This is a genomic window from Shewanella sp. SM87, from assembly GCF_025653705.1.
GTDB classification, from domain to species: domain Bacteria; phylum Pseudomonadota; class Gammaproteobacteria; order Enterobacterales; family Shewanellaceae; genus Shewanella; species Shewanella oncorhynchi.
In genome coordinates this window covers 1-18,418 of the sequence record NZ_JAKKSC010000050.1, presented here as the reverse complement: position 1 = coordinate 18,418, position 18,418 = coordinate 1, and the positions used below count along the sequence as shown (strand labels likewise).

General features: G+C 45.2%; 14 protein-coding genes and 1 pseudogene. 9 read left to right on the top strand and 6 right to left on the bottom strand.

Going from position 1 to position 18,418, the window contains the following annotated elements; all coding sequences use genetic code 11:
• The 3 genes from L5M11_RS22555 to yjgA all read right to left on the bottom strand — a co-directional run.
• A partial coding sequence (locus tag L5M11_RS22555) for a transposase domain-containing protein (RefSeq protein ID WP_263142523.1) occupies positions 1-180 on the bottom strand: 180 nt, incomplete at its 3' end.
• Positions 181-283: 103 nt separating this feature from the next.
• Positions 284-2,794 carry an Ig-like domain-containing protein gene (locus tag L5M11_RS22550; protein WP_263193313.1) on the bottom strand — a complete coding sequence of 837 codons (2,511 nt, stop codon included), beginning with the start codon at positions 2,792-2,794 and terminating at the stop codon, positions 284-286.
• A gap of 29 nt (positions 2,795-2,823) precedes the next feature.
• The gene (yjgA, locus tag L5M11_RS22545; RefSeq protein ID WP_105251298.1) at positions 2,824-3,360 is read right to left on the bottom strand and encodes a ribosome biogenesis factor YjgA; all 537 of its coding nucleotides are present in this window, start codon (positions 3,358-3,360) and stop codon (positions 2,824-2,826) included.
• A 437-nt stretch (positions 3,361-3,797) separates the two neighbouring features.
• On the opposite strand from yjgA, the gene pmbA reads away from it, so the two are divergent.
• Positions 3,798-5,141, top strand: coding sequence for a metalloprotease PmbA (gene pmbA, locus L5M11_RS22540; protein ID WP_105251299.1), 1,344 nt, complete (start codon positions 3,798-3,800; stop codon positions 5,139-5,141).
• 179 nt (positions 5,142-5,320) lie between these two features.
• On the opposite strand, the gene L5M11_RS22535 is transcribed toward pmbA, so the two are convergent.
• Entirely contained in the window at positions 5,321-7,447 is a 2,127-nt protein-coding gene (locus L5M11_RS22535; RefSeq protein WP_263193311.1) for a TonB-dependent receptor, read from the bottom strand.
• 245 nt (positions 7,448-7,692) lie between these two features.
• The gene (locus tag L5M11_RS22530; protein WP_317629548.1) at positions 7,693-8,541 is read right to left on the bottom strand and encodes a substrate-binding periplasmic protein; all 849 of its coding nucleotides are present in this window, start codon (positions 8,539-8,541) and stop codon (positions 7,693-7,695) included.
• 266 nt (positions 8,542-8,807) lie between these two features.
• Between L5M11_RS22530 and L5M11_RS22525 the strand changes: the two genes are divergently transcribed.
• A complete protein-coding gene (locus tag L5M11_RS22525) occupies positions 8,808-9,032 on the top strand; it encodes a ribosome alternative rescue factor ArfA (protein WP_263193310.1) in 225 nt (74 codons plus the stop codon).
• A gap of 209 nt (positions 9,033-9,241) precedes the next feature.
• Positions 9,242-10,645, top strand: coding sequence for a class II fumarate hydratase (gene fumC, locus L5M11_RS22520; protein ID WP_263193309.1), 1,404 nt, complete (start codon positions 9,242-9,244; stop codon positions 10,643-10,645).
• Between the two features lie 180 nt (positions 10,646-10,825).
• Here the strand turns inward: fumC and rimO are convergent, their stop codons facing one another.
• On the bottom strand, positions 10,826-12,244 hold the full coding sequence (rimO, locus tag L5M11_RS22515) for a 30S ribosomal protein S12 methylthiotransferase RimO (protein ID WP_198573078.1): 1,419 nt from the start codon (positions 12,242-12,244) through the stop codon (positions 10,826-10,828).
• Positions 12,245-12,662: 418 nt separating this feature from the next.
• Between rimO and L5M11_RS22510 the strand changes: the two genes are divergently transcribed.
• From L5M11_RS22510 to L5M11_RS22485, 6 genes and pseudogenes are all read left to right on the top strand, one after another.
• Positions 12,663-13,376, top strand: a complete 714-nt coding sequence (locus tag L5M11_RS22510; protein ID WP_006083233.1) for an oxidative stress defense protein — start codon at positions 12,663-12,665, stop codon at positions 13,374-13,376.
• A gap of 282 nt (positions 13,377-13,658) precedes the next feature.
• The gene (locus L5M11_RS22505) at positions 13,659-14,357 is read left to right on the top strand and encodes an EAL domain-containing protein (protein ID WP_263193307.1); all 699 of its coding nucleotides are present in this window, start codon (positions 13,659-13,661) and stop codon (positions 14,355-14,357) included.
• 140 nt (positions 14,358-14,497) lie between these two features.
• Positions 14,498-15,334 carry a class I SAM-dependent DNA methyltransferase gene (locus L5M11_RS22500; protein ID WP_263193306.1) on the top strand — a complete coding sequence of 279 codons (837 nt, stop codon included), beginning with the start codon at positions 14,498-14,500 and terminating at the stop codon, positions 15,332-15,334.
• Between the two features lie 615 nt (positions 15,335-15,949).
• Entirely contained in the window at positions 15,950-16,528 is a 579-nt protein-coding gene (locus L5M11_RS22495) for a porin family protein (RefSeq protein WP_105251308.1), read from the top strand.
• A gap of 654 nt (positions 16,529-17,182) precedes the next feature.
• Entirely contained in the window at positions 17,183-18,178 is a 996-nt protein-coding gene (locus L5M11_RS22490) for a hypothetical protein (RefSeq protein WP_263193304.1), read from the top strand.
• A gap of 82 nt (positions 18,179-18,260) precedes the next feature.
• A pseudogene (locus L5M11_RS22485) lies at positions 18,261-18,418 on the top strand (IS110 family transposase); the annotation flags it as partial.

Sequence of the window (18,418 nt, the reverse complement as noted above, 5' to 3'; positions counted from 1 at the left end):
CCAAATCATCGCGTCCATCGGCAATTTACGCCGTCTTAACGTCGCAACGCCCTGAGAGTCTAGGCAAGATTGAATTAACTCAGGTTCTAACACATCTGCTAAGCAGGTGAATTCGGTTAGGCGGGTAATATGAGTACGGGCGAGTGCTTCTGAGAGTTGCATAAAAAAATCCGATGACATGAGGTCATCGGATTTTGATCTTTTCAGCGAGATCGTCAAGCGATCTGTCTTAACTGATCGGCATTACGCATTCGCGGGTCTTTTTAGTTTGCTTAATCACGTTTTAAAGCGATGGCACTGTGAAACCTAAGTTATCAGTGACCACATTTTTAGGGGTCGTGACTTTCACCGATACGCTGGTGTTGGCCGATGCCGTAAATTTCAGTGGTGAACCTAGACTGCCTTTCGCATACACAGTATTGGGAACCTCGAAGGTTTTAGGCGTTCCAGCACAATCCACGCAAAGTTCGATACTTGTCTGAGCTGGCATGATTTGATTCGCACTGTCGTGGACAAATACTACAAACTCAGAACTAGCACCAACGGCCACAGGCTTGATGTCATTCACACTCGGCAATAACACACCGTCTTGCATCACACTGATATAAGCCTGTGAGCCTGACATGCTCATTACTAAGGCTTTGCGGATATAGGTTTTATTGGCTTGGCCTTTGCCGCAGAGTGCGCTTTCGCATTGTGGACCGTTAAATTTACCATCGGCAAAACTATATTCTTTTGCTTGAGTATTCCAAAATGGTTCGGCTGAATTCCTAATGCCATCTTCATTGTCATCCCTAAACGCATCACCTAGATCACTAAAACCACTAGGAAGATAGGCTTCGATGTCCATACCATTGCCTGTGCATTTTTTCACAACGCCTGAATTCGTTAAACAAGCCAAGTCAGGCACAGGCGTGCCATTGATGTCTTTACTAACATCAGCATCATCAAAGATGTTATTGCCATTGGTATCGAAGAAGGTTTCGTGACCTAAGGCATAAGCGAGAATCGTGATGCGGTGATCGGGTACTCGTGCAGTTTGTGAAGTCCAAACAACGCTACATGTCCCATTTTTAGTTAAACATGATGTTGGGATCTGGCCACCTTCTGTCGTGAAGTTGACAGCAGTATCATCGGGCGCTGGATTGCCAAAACTATCGGAGGCTCGAATGGTGATCGTTGCAGTTTCACCATTAAAGTCACCTGCTTCTGGATTGAATATTGTCGTTGATAGACTAAATCCAAGCTGTTGCGGCAAGCCAGTATTGACGGTCAGTTGCTCTGATTGGCTAGTGATGACTTCTTTAGTATCAGTATCAACTGCAGTAGCGACTACGCGCACAGGCGTGGGTACTGTACCGGATAATACGCGCACACTGGCGATACCTTGGGAGTTAGTCAGGCTTTGCGCATTCGCAGTGCCATTGGCAAAACTTAAACCGCCAACCACAGTGTCTAAGGTAAAGCTGACTTTCTGTTGCGCTGCGGGTTGGCCATTGGCGCTGGTGACTTTGAAGCTGACTAAAGAGGATTCGCTTGAACCTGTGCCGCCCGCACCTTTGATGCGAATTTGTGCAGGCTCTGCTGACTCAAAACTTAAGCTGGCAAGCGTTTGGCGTTGCAGTGTGAATAGGAAATTCGCCGTGAGCGTTTGATTCCCCGCCACTGTCGTGGCGATGATTTGGTCGCTACGTCCACTGTTACCACTGCAACTTGTGTCTTGGAAGGTCGAGCTTGCATTACCCGATAAAGTCGTAACTGGGGTATCGAGTGTGGCGTTATTGTTTGTGGTGCAATCTGAGCTAAAGCTGATGGAAGAGGGTGTTTGCACTCGCGTAACCGTGCCGTCATTGGCCTCTAATACTAAACTTGCACTTACACCAAAACTACCGCCTGCGCTGATTTTATATGCGCCATCGGCATCGGCGGTTAAGGTGCTAGCCAGTTTACTTTCGGTAAAGTCAGCGCCATTGAATGAGCCGAGTTTCAGCGTGCCTTCTTGATTGACGGCATCTTTACTCAGCACTTCATACAAACTGCTGGTTTGCAGCGATTGACCTTGATAGTCCACAGTGACCGTTAAGGCATTTGCCCCTAATTCAGTTGCACTTGGCGTATAGGGTACCTGCGCAATACCTTGAGTGTTGGTCAGCGCACTGGTCGGATTGAGCGCCGCTGAACCAGCAGTAAAGGTGACTTTAGCGCCTTCGATACCTTTGCTTTCGCTATCGAGCAATATGGCTTGTAATTGCACCGACTCATCGACTTTAAAGCGAGTGACTAAGGCTGAGCTGCTTAAAATACTGGCGCTGAGTTTAGGAGCGGCAGGAGAGGTACCATCGCTAGCACTTAAAAACTCAAAATTGCGGGTAGCTGTGAGTGCCGTTGTGGAATCATTTGGGGTTGTTGTTGCAGTAATTATCCCTGCATTGACAAGTAAATCAGGATTACTAACGATAATAATGGCTTCACCGTTATTGTCTGTTAGTTTGCTATTAGGTGTTAATACGCCAAGGTCTGTCGTAAAGTCTACTTTCTGATTGCTCACTGTAGCTGAGCCTTTCTTTAACTTCGCGACTGCGCAAAAGCCTGTGTCTTTAGGGAAACTTTGGAGTGAAGTGACACTGCCGCATTCAGAACCCGATAAGGTTTTAAAGTCGATAGACAGTTTATAGATACCGTCAGTGGCATCTGTGCCACCGTTATCTTCGTCCGCAGGGCCGTTACAGGCCCCGAGTCCAAATAGTCCAATAAAAAGCAAAGCTAGGCTACATAACGTTTTGCTAAGTCGCATAAGCAACATCCTTGTGGGGCTGAAGTTAATTAGTCTTGGATTTCGCTGCGTAGATATTTAAACAGCTCTTTAGATGATTTTGATTCAGGGCCTTTGGCCAGTTCTTTGGTGGCTTGACGCACCAAAGTACGCAGTTTTTGTCTGTCTAATTGCGGATAATGCTCGACGACAGTTTGAATCTCATCATCACCTTGGGTGAGTAAGCGTTCACGCATTTTTTCGAACATTTGTAACTTAGCGGTCTCGTTGTTGTTTTTATTCAACACGATAGCGAGTGAAGCCTTGATTGGCTCAATATCAAAATTACGCATCAATTTGCCGATATACTGCATGTGGCGACGATACGCCTCAGTATTGACTTTGATTTTGCGTGTTTGCAGGATAGCGTCGTACAAAAACTCATCCAGCTCGATTTTATCTAGCTGAGTCTTGCTCAGTGAAACAAGCTCCATACCGACTTTTTGCACGGCTTCACTATCACGCTTGTCCGTTGTTTTGCTGCTGACATAATCTTCATCTATGTCGTAGGGCTGTTTAAAATGTTCTGAATCACCAACAATCTTCATATAGATAAAACCTCAAGTAATTTACTGGCTAATAATAACATCTCCAGCCAAAAATCGCCTAGGTGAATGTGTTTATACCCAAGCTACCTGAAGATACGAGTTTCAGAGCGCCTAGGGTGCTTCAATTCAAGGCGCATCAATGACAGAATGTCGGCCACCTTTTGAATTGATGCAACACGGAAGTGGAGTGCCCTAGGCGCTCCGTCCCGGCGGGTTTTAACGCACTTTATGCTGTGTTGGTTATTTTTAACTTAGCCCGCTAGGTCTGCAAATAACCGCCTTGCCTAAAGTGCGTTAAACTCCCGCTGAATCCTGCATCTTCAGGTTGTTTGGGTATAGGATACGCTCTCAAGCCTAAGTCAGCCGCGAATAATTAATGTGAATGGGATTTGTGTTTGTTATGCTACGGCAATTGCCGACAACGAAAGAGTAGCTTTGTGTCTTTGAACAGAATCGATAGTGAATTGGGCGCGCTGAAAGATGCGGTGGCCGTGGCGCTGGAATATGCCAACAAATTAGGAACGAACGCTGCCGAAGTGGCGATCAGTAAACAACAAGGTTTGTCGGTTTCTACCCGTTTAAAAGAAGTTGAAACCGTTGAATTTAATAAAGATGGTGCCTTAGGAATTACGGTTTACCGCGATGGTTGCAAGGGCAGTTCATCGACGTCGGATTTAAGTCCAGAGGCCATTGCCCTCGCGGTAAAAGCGGCCGACGATATCGCCCGTTATACTTCTCCTGATCCATTCAGTGGTCTTGCCGATAAAGCCTTGATGGCAAATCAGATCCGCGATCTTCAACTGTATTATCCACAAGATATTTCCCCCGATGAGTTAGCACAACTAGCGATCCGCGCTGAAACTGCAGCGCTCGATGCCGATCCACGTATCAATAATTCCGACGGCGCCAGTGCCAATGCTCACACCGCGGTTAAAGTGTATGGCAACAGCCACGGTTTCTTAAACGGTTATTGCAGCTCGCGTTATAGCTTAAGCTGCAGCGTGATCGGTGAAGATAGCGAAGGCAATATGCAACGGGATTACGATTACACTATCGCCCGTAAATTCAGCGAGATGCTTGCACCTGAAACGGTAGGTTTAAAGACCGCAGAGAAGACAGTAAGCCGCCTCGGTGCGCGCAAGATCGCGACGACGCGTTTACCCATTTTATTAGCGCCAGATATCGCCACAGGGTTAATCGGCCACTTTATCGGTGCGATCAGCGGTGGCAGTTTATACCGTAAATCCAGTTTCTTATTGGATTCGATCAACACCCAAATCTTCCCCGATTGGTTCAATATCGAAGAGCAGCCACATTTACTGGGTGCTCTAGCGAGTGCGAACTACGACAGTGAAGGCGTGGCGACCCAAGACAGACGCATTATTGACCGCGGTATGTTAGAAACCTATTTGCTGACCAGCTACTCGGCGCGCAAGTTAGGCTTAACCAACACGGGCCATGCGGGCGGTATTTATAACTGGACGCTCGGCCACACAGGCCAAACCTTCGACGAATTGGTGAAAGACATGGGCACAGGTTTGATTGTGACCGAAGTCATGGGCCAAGGCGTGAACATGGTAACGGGCGATTATTCCCGTGGTGCGGCGGGTTTCTACGTTGAAAACGGTGAGATCCAATATCCAGTGGAAGAGATCACTATCGCGGGTAACTTAAAAGAGATGTTCCGTGGCGTGCAAGCCGTGAGTAAGGATTTTGATCTGCGCTCATCGATTCGCACCGGCGGTATCTTGTTATCTGAAATGAAGATTGCAGGTAACTAATGCGCACAGATGCGCACAGAGTTTGCGCAGTGAGTTGGGCACTGAGTGCTTTAGGTTTTAATATCCATATTTAAGCTACTGAATTAAAATAACAAAGGGCAAGCGATTAACTATTTAATCTGCTTGCCCTTTTTGTATAACGCGCTGATTACGGCTATTCGTCTAATGAACCGCTAAGGTTAAAACGCATAGCTTGCGCTGAGTTCAAACGAGCGACCTGCACCGGCAATCTGGTTAAAGCCATTGGTATTATCGGCCTTAAATTCCGCCACACTCACGCCGCCCAGTGGCAGCTCATAGTAGCTGTCGAACAGGTTATTCACGGTGAAGGTGACAGTCAGATCCTGCCATTTCATGCTGCTGTTCAAATTGAGTAAGGAGTAACTGTCGGTTTCATTTTCAAGGCGGCGGTCATCTACGCGATCTTTGGTCGCAACCCATTGCCATGAAAGACTGTTTTCCCATTGACCTAACTGATGTTGCAGTGCCAGTTCTGTTTGCAACGGCTTGATTTGATATAAAGGTTCATCACCTTCATCTCGCTCCCCACGGGTTACATTAACTTTGCCTAACACTTGCCATTTACCTGTGCTGGTTTCGGCAAACTGATAGAGCGCATTAAAACGTGCGCCATAGAGATTGGCATCTAAGTTAGTGAATTGGAGAATATTGCGTTTGCCATCAGGCGAACTGGTGCGATTGAAGCTACCAATGACTTCTGCATCGACATAGTCAGTCACTGCTGTGTACCAAGCTGTGGTCGAAACTTGCCAGCTATCATCGTTATATTTGTAGGCTGCGCTCAGGGTATGGGCGGTTTCTGGTTTAAGATCCGGATTACCCACATAACCATTACCATCACCATACCAACCTATCATAGTGGTCGCCATAGTGCCGCGGCCCCAGCTGTAACGTTCGTATAGATTCGGTGCACGATTCTTGCGGGCTAAACCAAACTCAAGTTGTTGATTAGTCGATAATTGATAGCGCGCCAGCAAGGTGGCATCGATCAGATTATCATCACGTTTTCTGTCCATCGCATTAAAGGCTTTTGCCGCTTCTGCGTCGACATTGGACATGCCCATCATAGGCATGTTGCTATAGGCTTGGACTTCACCGGTATTGGTGGTGACATACTCAAAGCGAACACCCGCCGATAACCACCAGCTTTGACTTAAATCTTGCTGCCATTCGCCATAAACGGCGGCGCGGCGGCGTTCACCATCGTTGATGTTGATGTAGTCATTGGGCGCCATCATAGTGCCAGGCACCGCAGGCCAAACATCGTCGAGCTGGTAGCTATAGTATTCTTGGCCGACCAGTAAGGTGCTGTCATCACCCATTGGCAAGCGCCAGTGCAGTTGATAGCTGTAGTCATCACCTTCAGTGTTCATTGGCATCTTGCCGGTTTTTTCTGGGGTGAAAAAGCCCATCTCGTGTTTCACGCCGTGCCAGTTTACTTGGGCACTGAATTCACCGTCATCGTCGAGTTTGAGTTGATAACGGGCGAGGGCACCGTAACTCTTGTTATCCGTCATATCCATGTATTGGTTAGCAAAACCTTGGAATGGAATATTTTGGTGGGTCAATTTGATGGCAACTTCTTGAGTCTCATCGTGCCATGCGGCGGTCAGTGCATGGTTTTGTGCGCGGTATAGAGTATCTATGACTTTATCGCCATTGCCATCTTTATAGCTGTTGGCATCTTCATAGGCGCCTTGATAGCTAAGGCTGACATTTTTGCTGGCGACTGTGGCGTTGGTGCCGAGTAATAAGGTGTCACTCACACTGCGATATCCAGTTGAAATATCGCCACTATTCCACTTGATAGCCTCGCTTTCACCAAATTTAGGGTTAAGGCTGCTAACCTTGATCACGCCCGCAATATTGTCTCCACCGGCACTGACTGGCGATACGCCCGCAATGACTTCGGCTGCGGTGATTTGATTGGCGGAGATATAGGACAGCGGTGGATTCATTTGGTTTGCGCAGGACGCGGTAATGTCGGCGCCATCAACCAGCACTTTGATGCGATCGCCCATCATGCCATTGAGGATAGGTAGGGCCGATACGCCGCCCGCTTCGGAGAAATCGACTCCTTGCCCTTTCAGTAGATTTTCAGCCGAGCCTAATGCGTTACGGTTTTCGGTCTGTTGGCCATGGACCTCTAAGCGTTCAATATTGGCTAATTCGCTGTCGTCAGCCATGGCCTGTGGCGCTAGCGATAAGCCCATGGCGATTGCGAGGGATGAGGAAATTACTGAAGTTTTAAACGGGTGAGATAAATACGCAGAATTTGCAGCCATCTTATTGTCTTCCATTCACTTGGATTAATTGCGCTGCATTATAAAGAGCATCTCAGTGTGGCAGGTGCGGCATATTGTCGCAGAGGGTAACAAAGCGAGTTAAAACATCAGAATATGGCTTAAGCAGAAGACAAGTTTTCCACTTTTTAATCAGTTAGGCATGATTCTCTTAGCTCTTTATTGGTACCTCAATTGATAAAAGGTCCAATAGAACTCTGCGTTAGCGGTACTTTTTGTGATTTAAGCTAGCCAAAATACTTGCTATACAAGCGCTGAGTTTCACCTTGGGAATCCATAGCGGCGAGTGCTTTGGCAAATTCAAAGACTTTAGAATCTGGTGTTAACACTGTGGGACTGTTATCTGGGCTGATGGGGATATCAGCGCGATAGTTGGGGTTGTGTCTACCGCGGTAGTGGCGGCTTTTTTTCGAGAAACCGAGGTACATTTCCTGAGGTAATTCGCTGTAGTGATAGTGGAGTTTAAACTGGCTTTGGTCACGATTTTTAAGGTAATAATGCAAAGTGGTTTGATCATAAATAAAAAAGTCCCCTTGGTTTGAAAGCAAATAATCCAAGGCTTTAGGGACGGTTAACTCAGGCGGTTTGCGTACCTTGATTTTGTCGGGTAAGCCGCCAAAGTCGTAACTGCCGGGGGCAATTAAGAGGGTCATCTCATTATGGGCTAACTGTTCAATGGAGCGAATATCGGCGGCGCCAGCACGGCTAATGCCAATCGCACGTTGTGAAAGTCCATTGGGGATAAAATGCGCGTATTGAGCCCGCTCTTCGGTGAAATTAAGGCCGGGATAAAAATCGATATTGCCGAGTTTGAGATCCCGCAGAATACGTAATTTAGGTGCGCGCACCACATTGAGTTTGCAGCCAATCTTGTCCGCCGCCGCTTGATAGAGTTCGTGATAAAATCCCGTGTTATTGGATTCGTCACCAATAAAGGGTAAGCGTTCGCTGGTGCGATACCCCATAGTCATCACGCAGGAGTCTGAACTGGAAAAAGCGTTGGCAAGCGGGGCTTGAAGCGTTATTAGCAAGAGCAGTGCGCCGAGCCAAGGTTGAGCGACTAACACGGATGTCAAATTGATCTCCTTATCTGTCGATTACAAAGTGTAACCTGAGTGCCAATAAAGGTTATGGCAAAGTCCACTCACTAAACCTATTAATAAAATCTTATTGATTATTAAGCTAATATATTATTTTTGTTTGAATAATCTATCATACTTTCCTACTAGTCAAAGTCATTTTTTATGTTGGAGTGCACAAACTCTGTACATCTGATTTGATTGCGTTATAGTTTGCGCTGTTAGGCTATGGGCTTAACTTTCATTAAGCAGTGAGGCATAAAATGACTAAGCAAAAACCGCAAAATATGCCCTTAGAACACGAAAGTGGTCGAGGCACCATTACCGATAACGCACTAAAAGCGTTAGTGACGAGTCCCTTGTTTAGGACCCGCACCGAGAAAGCGAAAAAGGGCAAAGGGTCATACGACCGTAAAGCACAAAACCGAAAGGGGCATCAGCACAAGGGCGATGCCCCTTTTGACTTTCTAGATCTGTGCTTTTGCTAATCTGCTTTTTTACTGCTTTAGTTCGCTGTTTTAGTCTGCTGTGTTAGTGCCTCGTTAATCCTGCCAATTCATGCTCCTCCACCTGCCTTTACGCCAATCTTTACGCTTAAATCAGCCTTATTATTGATACTCCTTGTTGGAGGTTAATTGTACTTTCGCCCTGAGCGAGTATGGTGAAGGCTTAGAGGGTTTTAGCGAAGGAGATGCGCATGGCACAGCAATATCGAATCGAACACGACACTATGGGTGAGGTAAAAGTCCCCGCCGACTGTTATTGGGGCGCACAAACCGAGCGTTCGCGGCAGCACTTTCGTATTGGTGCTGAGGCATCTATGCCTGTCGAAGTGATCCACGCTTTTGGCTATTTAAAGAAAGCCGCCGCCATTACCAATCAACAACTTGGCACTTTGACTCAAGCTAAAGCTCAACTGATTGCCCAAGTGTGCGATGAGCTGATTGCAGGCGAACTCGATGCGCAATTTCCTTTAGTGATTTGGCAAACGGGCTCGGGCACGCAAACCAATATGAACGTCAATGAGGTGATTGCCTATCGCGGCCATGTGCTCTCAGGTGGGCAACTTATCGATGCGGTTAAATGCTTGCACCCCAATGATGATGTTAACCGCTCGCAATCCTCCAACGATACTTTCCCCACCGCCATGCACATTGCCGCCTATCGCCAAGCGGTTGAGCTCGTTTTGCCCTACATGAGGTTATTGCAGCAGAGCTTGCAGGATAAGGCCGAGGAGTTTGCGCAAATTGTTAAAATCGGTCGCACGCATTTTATGGATGCAACACCGTTAACGTTAGGCCAAGAGTTTTCGGGTTATGCCGCGCAGTTAAGTCATGCCATCGAAGGCATTGAGCACAGTCTCAAGCGGGTGGCCGAGTTAGCCTTAGGTGCGACCGCCGTCGGCACAGGGCTAAATACACACAAGGATTACGCCGTTAAGGTGGCGGACAATATTGCAAAACTCACGGGTTTGCCCTTTGTGACGTCGCCGAATAAGTTTGCTGCCCTTGCTGCCCACGATGAATTAGTCGCCCTGTCGGCGGCCTATAAATTGGCGGCGGTCAGTTTAATGAAGATCGCAAATGATATTAGGATGTTAGGTTCTGGCCCGCGTTGTGGTATTGGTGAGTTATTACTGCCTGAAAATGAACCCGGTTCGTCGATCATGCCGGGAAAAGTGAACCCGACTCAGGTCGAGGCTATGACTATGGTGTGTGCGCAAATCATGGGTAATGATGTCGCCGTTGGGATTGGCGGCAGCAATGGTCAGTTTGAGCTCAATGTGTTTAAGCCGATGATTATTGCCAATGTGCTGCAATCGGGGCGCTTATTGGGGGATGCTTGCCAATCGTTTAATGATCATTGCGTGGTCGGCATAGTGGCGAACGAGCCACAAATCGCGCTGCATGTGGAAAATTCACTCATGTTAGTGACGGCGCTGAATCAACATATCGGTTATGAAAAGGCCGCTAAGATAGCCAAAAAAGCCCATAGCGAGCATAAGACACTGCGCCAAGCGGCATTAGAACTTGAGTTTGTGACAGTAGAAGAGTTCGATCTGTGGGTCGATGCCAATAAGATGTTGGGACCCGATGCTTAATTCATAACGTCACAGCCTAGCCGTTGATAAATAAGTGAAAGAAATAGTGAGGTAAAACAGTGGAGTAAGGATGCTGAAGCATTCGCAGTGTTAATGTTTACGGTGCATCGAATGATAAAAAACAAAAAGCGAACCAGAGGTTCGCTTTTTGAGTCATAGCCTGTCCTATATCAGAACAGCTTAGTCTTGGGTGTCAGCGTCGACCACTTCAGCCCACAGATCGTGTTCATCTGAATGGGTGATGCGGGCACGAACCAACATACCGGGTTCCAGCTCAGTTTCACCATTGATAAACACCATGCCGTCGATTTCAGGTGCATCGGCGAAGCTGCGGCCAATGGCGCCTTCTTCGTCTACATCGTCAATCAGAATATCTAAAGTACGGCCAACGAAACGGGCTAAACGCTCGGCGCTGATCTCGGCTTGGAGTTCCATAAATCTGTGGTATCTGTCTTCTTTCACTTCTTCGCTGATAAGCTCGGCTATGGTGTTGGCGACAGCGCCATCCACTTCAGAATACTTAAAGCAACCTACGCGGTCGAGGCGAGCTTCTTTTAAGAAATCGAGCAGGATTTGGAAATCCTCTTCGGTTTCACCTGGGAAGCCGACGATGAAGGTCGAGCGGATCACTAGATCTGGGCAGATTTCACGCCAGCGTTGAATCGCTTCTAACTGACGGTCAACACGACCTGGACGCTTCATCATCTTGAGGATGCGCGGGCTAGCATGCTGCATTGGAATATCCAAATACGGCAGGATCAAACCTTCCGCCATTAGCGGGATCAAATCATCAACCCATGGGTATGGGTAGATGTAATGTAGACGCACCCAAGCGCCCATTTTACCTAGTTGGCGCGCTAGGCTAGTAATGTCTTGTTTGACTGGCATACCGTTCCAAAAATCGGTACGACCGCCTTTGTCTTTGCCGTAGGCCGAGGTGTCTTGGCTCACAACTAAAATTTCTTGTACGCCTGATTCCACTAAACGCTTAGCTTCATCTAAGATGCTGCCCGCTGGACGGCTGTCGAGATCGCCACGTAGCGAAGGAATAATGCAGAAAGTACAACGGTTGTCGCAACCTTCTGAAATCTTTAAATAAGCGTAATGCTTAGGCGTTAACTTAACCCCAGTTTGTGGGATTAATGAGGTGAAAGGGTTGTGCTCTGGCTTAGGCACGTACTTGTGAACATGCTTCAACACGGCTTCGTAGCTGTGTGGGCCAGTGATTTCTAACACATCTGGGTGCACTTCGCGGATTTGGTTTTCTTTGGCGCCAAGGCAGCCAGTGACGATCACTTTGCCGTTTTCTTCTAAGGCTTCACGCACAGCATCCAGAGATTCTTCCACCGCAGCATCGATAAAGCCGCAGGTATTGACGATAACTAAGTCGGCATTGTCGTAGCTGTTCGTGACTTCGTAGCCGTCGATGCGTAACTGAGTCAGAATACGCTCTGAATCCACGAGGTTTTTTGGGCAGCCCAAAGACACGAAACCGATGCGATTCCCAGTGGTAACAGCATTAGTGCTTGCTGCTTCTAGTGTTTTGACTGGGATATCAAGCGTGGTCGTTTGCTTGGGTTTAAAAGTTTCAACTGTCATGGTTTCTCGCTGAGGTATAAGCCGCCTTAAAAAAGTTGGCGGATTATACCTGAAGTGATTAAAAGGTACAGTAGCTTTGGCTGAAAAGTGTACAACTGGGGCGCTGAATATGCCAGTTAACCCTAAGGCCTATTTGGGGTGTGGATATAGGAAGATAGGCCAAAGATCTATGGTCGAACTCATCTGGATAAAAAGCGCTAAACATTTTTTCAGAAAAATTAACCCTTTTTAAAATTGGTCGCGTTTATAGGGGCAAGAGACAATTTCTTGATGCTGTTACATATTGGCACAAGTATTGGCACTTTTTACTGATAGCCTAAGCGTTAAATAAGCGACACAGTCGTTTTAGCCGTCTCGTTTTGAATATGCGTTCTATTTGAAGTGGTTTAGGTATAAGCACATTATTTTGGAGTAAGTTATGAAAAATTCTCTTTTAGCGGTATTGGTGGCGGGTGGTCTTTTTTCTAGCGCGTTTATGGCGCCAGCGGTACTCGCCGCTGAGGTCGATTTCCCGCATATTGAAACCATGGGTGTGAGTCAAATCCAAGTCGAGCCTGATATGGCGGATGTGAATGTGGAAGTGGCCGTGACCGAAAAAACCGCTAAAGCCGCCAAAGATAATTCCGATGCCGCCGTGGCTAAGTTTATCGCCCGTCTCACCGCAGCGGGTGTGACTAAAGATCAGATCCAGAGCGCGAATTTAAATCTTCAACCGCAATACGTCTATGTGCAGGATAAAGCGCCAGAGCTGACGGGTTATACTGCCAGTCGCCAAATTACCGTGACGGTAACAGACTTAAGCCGCTTGAATGCTATTTTAGATTCAGCCTTAGAAGAGGGCATGAATCGGGTCAATAACATCGCCCTTAAGTCGAGCAAAGAAGCTGAATACGTCGCCAAAGCACGTCAAGCCGCGATTGTGGATGCCAAACAAAAAGCCGAATCTTTGGCTAAAGGCTTTGGTGAAAACCTAGGTAAGATCTGGCAGATCCGTTATTACGATCAACGCCCTGTGCAACCTGTCATGTTACGCATGAGCGCCAAAGCCGATGCCATGGGCGCCGCCGAGAGCTATCAATATGGTCAAGTGAGCATAGAAGATAGAGTTGAAGTGATTTATAAACTGAAGTAAATCAGTCAGAGGCATATGGTGATGGATGAAGCTCCTATTGGGATTCATCCATTTTTTTATGCCGTTTACAATCGTTTTATATTTTTGGAAATAGCATTCTTCACTCTATATGTGATGGATTTTATTAGGATGATGAACAGTAAAAACTGGCAAATTTAAGTATTTATCCTCACACTAGTAAGGTTAATGTTCAGGAGGCCGTTTATGGATTTTCCCGCTCGAATAAAGCAACAAACTTGCATGGATTGCTTAAGTGGTAAGTCATAAGGATTTGAAATTCGAATGGCATTTCAACCTATTATCCATTGGCCTAGTCGTGAGATTAGCGGTTATGAAGCCCTTGTTCGAAGCCCTGATGGTGAAGGGGCTGCGTGGGTGTTTGAGCGGATTAATGAAAATAATAAATACTATTTTGATCAGGCTTGCCGTGTTAAAGCGATAGAAACCGCTTCAAAGCTGGGACTCGATAAGATGCTCAGTATCAACTTTTTACCTAATGCCGTATATAACCCTGAGACCTGTATCCGCGCGACGATTGAAGCCGCCGACATGTATGGGTTTGATATTCACAAAATCATGTTCGAAGTGACTGAGGGCGAGCAAATTGTTGATCGGGCAAAATTAGTCCGTATCTTCGAGAGCTATGTTAAGCGTGGTTTTATCACGGCAATCGATGATTTTGGCAGTGGTTTTGCTGATTTAAGCTGGCTCGAAGCCCTGCGCCCTCAAGTATTAAAACTTGATATGACCTTGATCCGTGATATCGATCTCGATAGAGAAAAGCAGTTAGCTGTGGATGAAATACTGCGTATTTGTTTAGAGCTTAATACAAGAGTTTTGGCCGAAGGCATTGAGACTGAAGCCGAACTTAATTATCTCGCTGGAATAGGGATTGAGTATTTTCAGGGGTATTATTTTGCCAAACCACAACTCGAATATTTGAGTTCCTATGAAGAGCTAAGCTTTCACTCCCCAAAGTAAATGGTTAGGTGGATTGATATCGTTGCACGATTAGAGTGATAACACGTGCTGAGACTCGATGGATAATTCTTTGTTTCTGATATCGGCTAACTGATATATCATGCGCCACCTAAAATTGCCCTTGTTACCTATTCGCTACTATGTCTTCCAACGCGCTCTATACCGATTTATCCGGTTATTACGATTTAATGTGTTCCGATATCAACTACCAGCAACAGAGCGCGAGTATCCATCGTCTGCATCAGTTCCTCGGCAATAATGGTAAGCAACATCTTGATTTAGCCTGTGGCACTGGTCCACATGTGCGGCATTTTATCGACCTTGGTTATCAGTGCAGTGGCCTTGATATTAATCAGCCTATGCTAGACATGGCCATGCGTCGTTGTCCTGAAGCTCAGTTTAACCTCCAAGATATGACGGCTTTTTATTTAGAAGAGCGCGTCGATTTGATTACCTGTTTTTTATATTCCATCCATTACAGTGCTTGCATCGAACGCCTTAAAAGCTGTATCGCCAGTGTGCATAGCGCACTTAATGACGGTGGGCTGTTTTGTTTTAATACTGTCGATAAGCACAGAATCGATAACACAAGTTCGGTTAAGCATTTTGCCGAGTTTGATGGTAGTCATTTCGCCTTCGAATCCGGCTGGCATTACAGTGGGCAAGGTGAGAAACAGTCATTAAAGTTGAGTATTACCAAAAGCAGTCAGCCGTTTGCTGAGGTCTCGCCTTTACCTGTCTCTGATATGAAAGGCTTAGGCTCGCTGGAAGCTGGGTTACACGCCGCAGGTTTGCAAGAAGTCCACAGTATTGAGCAATGGCAAGACCAACATGCTATGGTCGCTACCAGCTTCACTGAGCTGCAGGAATTGTTAGCGCCCTATTTTGAAGTGCATGTTTTCGAACACGATTATGAAAGAATTGTCCCGTGGGATTTAGCATCAGGTAATGCGCTGTTTGTTTGCGTGAAGATTTGACCTTCTGTTGAAGGTTGGTAACAGAAGGTCTGCTCATAATGTCAGTGTGACTTGTTAAATCTCGCTTCTCTGTCAGTCTGTTTTTATTTAAAGCCAAATTAAAGTTGTAGGCTTCACTCCTGATTTTTCATCAAGAGTCGACCAAAAGGGGAAAGTACCGTTCCCCTTTGGGATATTCCTTGCCAAATAACGTCCATGCTTAATAATCAGTTCGTCATCCATAACTCTTGTTTATAACGCTGCCGCACAGTATTCCCGTTAAAGCTTGCTTTAATAAACTTGTTTTAATAAGTAAGTCGCACAATATAAATGATAATAGAATTAATTAAATGTAATAATTTTGTATGTTTATTTTGTTACCTATGAAATAGTTACAATTTCACAGGCAATAAATACATTAAGACAGAATTAGCACGGCTTTAGTGTAAGTATGAAAAAAGTTTCATGTGTTTTATAAAAATAGTTAACTTGAATTTAAAATGTTTGAAGTTATGTATGGTTTTGATAAATAAAACTATTATTTGTTTTATATATTGAACGGAGTGTGGTTTTGCGAGGTTGGCATTATTTTTGTAATGTCCTTAGTGTATTTAAATAATTAACTAGGAGTACTTTATGAAAAATCCCATTCTTACTTTAGCTGCCATTATTTCTTTAGCCTCTTTTAGTGCATATTCTCATGCTGATAACATGAGCAACAGTGATGCCGCAGAAAACGGAATCTATGTCGGCGCTAACTACGGTTATTTAAAAGTCGATGGCGATGATGATTTTGATGATAATAGTGATGTAATGCAGGGTCTTGTTGGTTATAAGTTTAATAAATACCTTGCTCTTGAAGGTAGTTACATTAACTTTGGTGATTATGGTAATGGTTTAGCCAATGCCGAAACCGATGGTTATACGGCAGCCCTGAAAGTCATGCTTCCCATTGCAGACCGAGTTGAGCTATATGCTAAAGGTGGTCAGTTATGGTATTCGACAGATTATGACGTCGTCGGTTTTTCTGGCAATGACGATGGTGAAGGTGTATTCGCCGGCGCTGGTGTGGCATTTAAAGTCACAGATCGATTTTTAATTAATGCTGAGTACACTTGGTATGATGCAGATATTAATGTCGATAGCGTCGCCAATGGCGGAAAAACAGATACAGACTTTAATCAAGCCAGTATCGGTGTTGAATATCGCTTCTAATTATTCGTTGTTGATATTTATAATTTAAATATTAATTATTTAGGTGTGACACGCTCAGTGTCACACCTTTTTTATATTACTAATAAGCCCCTCCGAGTTTTTATTTTTTAAATCAAAGTCAAAATCAACGTCGTAGGGCTTCACCCCCACACCCGACCAAGAGGGAAAAATCGCCTATTCCCCTTTTGGAAATCCCCCGGCGTCCCTAGCGAAGTTACATGCATTAGTTAGTGGCTTCGTGCTTATTCGAAAATCGCTAACGCTTCCGATTGATCCGCTTTACATCCATGTAAAGCCCCAGTTCGGCAGTCCCTGCCTCTCGCTCATAAGCGCGAAAATCACCGATTTTCATTCGCCCCTTCCCCCCGAAAGCTACGCAGACGTCCTGTCTGCGTCACGCTATTTTCTTCAACGCCCTTCAGCAACTTCGCAGGGGATGGTGGACTTCTGTTGCTGAGGTGTTGACTGTAATCCTAAGAGTGGTGTGTATGTCATATATTTTTAAATATTAATAACTTAAAGTATCTCCGATATAGTATATTAGCTTGCATGTTCCATTATTCCCCCGAGTTTTATCAAGTAAAGAGTGGTTGAATACAGTCATAACCAACACTCTCATACCAACAAGAGAGGGTTATTTAAGGATGAATTCTTATGCAAGTGCTGGATGATATATGGGCTTCAATTAAAGGAAACACCAAAACACGTAGCAAAGACCCTGTCATTGGTGCATTTATAGTGGCATGGTGTATCTGCAACTGGGATAAGCTGGCTAAGCTATTTTTTGGAAGCCAAAAAATTGATGAAAGAATTAAAACAATGTCGGAAAGCATGGTGTATTCAAAAGTACTCTCTGATGCTGATCTCATAGGTATTCCCCTTTTAATTACCTTATTTTATTTGTTCTTACTTCCTTGGATATCACTATGGGTGAAGAAAAAGCAGGATAAAGCCACTTTGTCTCAGCATTCACACGCTGTGGGACTAGATATCTTGCGAGCTCAAAAGCAAAGAGAACTAAATAAAGAAAATCTTAGAGCTAATCCAGAAAAGAAATTCCTTGAGCAAGAGGTTGAAATAGAAATTCAGGAGAAGCTTGAAAAGGCTGAACGCCGCAACATGATTAAAGAGTATATAGACCAAAAAGCTAAAGCCGCTCGTTTAGATGCTGAAAGTAAATTAGCTAATATGGAGAAAGAGCGGGTAGAACTTGAAAGTAAACAACGTAAAGAGGAAGTTGAAAAGCTGCGGTTTAATTCTCAAGCTGCCATACATAAGGCAACTCTGGCATCTACCCGCTTTCCAGTTGTTTATCAATTGATGGATATGCTAAATCAAAGTCTTAAAGAGGACGAGCTCTTAATAAGTCTTGATGGCCTTTCAGCTTCGATCGCAGCTCTATTTGGATATGAAGATGCCAGAGAGATGATGAATGAAAGTAACTTTAGTCAAGATGGACTGCAGAAGGTCAAATATTTATTCCATGATGCTAACTTTTTAGCCAAAGCGTTGGATGCCATTGCTGTCGATGAAAATAAGAACGAGGAAGATTTCTCTAGTTCCCTATTTGATCACGTCGTAGGTGTCATGGAGCTCTTCAATAGCCAACTAATGCTCTCGTCTGCTGAAGATATAGCTCAAACAGTGTAGTGATGTGATGGACGCCTCAGCACCTAAGCTTGCAGTATTATGCCAAGCTTAAAGCTGACAAATAGTTCTGGAGGTTTCCATCATGGATATTAAAGTTATTGGTATCGATTTAGCCAAAAATGTTTTTCAAGTTTGTGTTTGTCTTATGGATAACTCTGTCATGAGTAACAAAAAGGTTAACAGAAACAAGCTGCTCGATAAAATTAGACAATTCCCCGAAGGTAGCCTTATTGCTATGGA

What these genes read in the sequence shown, in the direction of transcription:
- rimO (WP_198573078.1), bottom strand. Translation starts at nt 12,244, where the DNA reads ATGACAGTTGAAACTTTTAAACCCAAGCAAACGACCACGCTTGATATC.
- fumC (WP_263193309.1), top strand. Translation starts at nt 9,242, where the DNA reads ATGGCACAGCAATATCGAATCGAACACGACACTATGGGTGAGGTAAAA.
- L5M11_RS22550 (WP_263193313.1), bottom strand. Translation starts at nt 2,794, where the DNA reads ATGCGACTTAGCAAAACGTTATGTAGCCTAGCTTTGCTTTTTATTGGA.
- L5M11_RS22535 (WP_263193311.1), bottom strand. Translation starts at nt 7,447, where the DNA reads ATGGCTGCAAATTCTGCGTATTTATCTCACCCGTTTAAAACTTCAGTA.
- yjgA (WP_105251298.1), bottom strand. Translation starts at nt 3,360, where the DNA reads ATGAAGATTGTTGGTGATTCAGAACATTTTAAACAGCCCTACGACATA.
- L5M11_RS22525 (WP_263193310.1), top strand. Translation starts at nt 8,808, where the DNA reads ATGACTAAGCAAAAACCGCAAAATATGCCCTTAGAACACGAAAGTGGT.
- L5M11_RS22510 (WP_006083233.1), top strand. Translation starts at nt 12,663, where the DNA reads ATGAAAAATTCTCTTTTAGCGGTATTGGTGGCGGGTGGTCTTTTTTCT.
- L5M11_RS22490 (WP_263193304.1), top strand. Translation starts at nt 17,183, where the DNA reads ATGCAAGTGCTGGATGATATATGGGCTTCAATTAAAGGAAACACCAAA.
- L5M11_RS22495 (WP_105251308.1), top strand. Translation starts at nt 15,950, where the DNA reads ATGAAAAATCCCATTCTTACTTTAGCTGCCATTATTTCTTTAGCCTCT.
- L5M11_RS22500 (WP_263193306.1), top strand. Translation starts at nt 14,498, where the DNA reads ATGTCTTCCAACGCGCTCTATACCGATTTATCCGGTTATTACGATTTA.
- L5M11_RS22505 (WP_263193307.1), top strand. Translation starts at nt 13,659, where the DNA reads ATGGCATTTCAACCTATTATCCATTGGCCTAGTCGTGAGATTAGCGGT.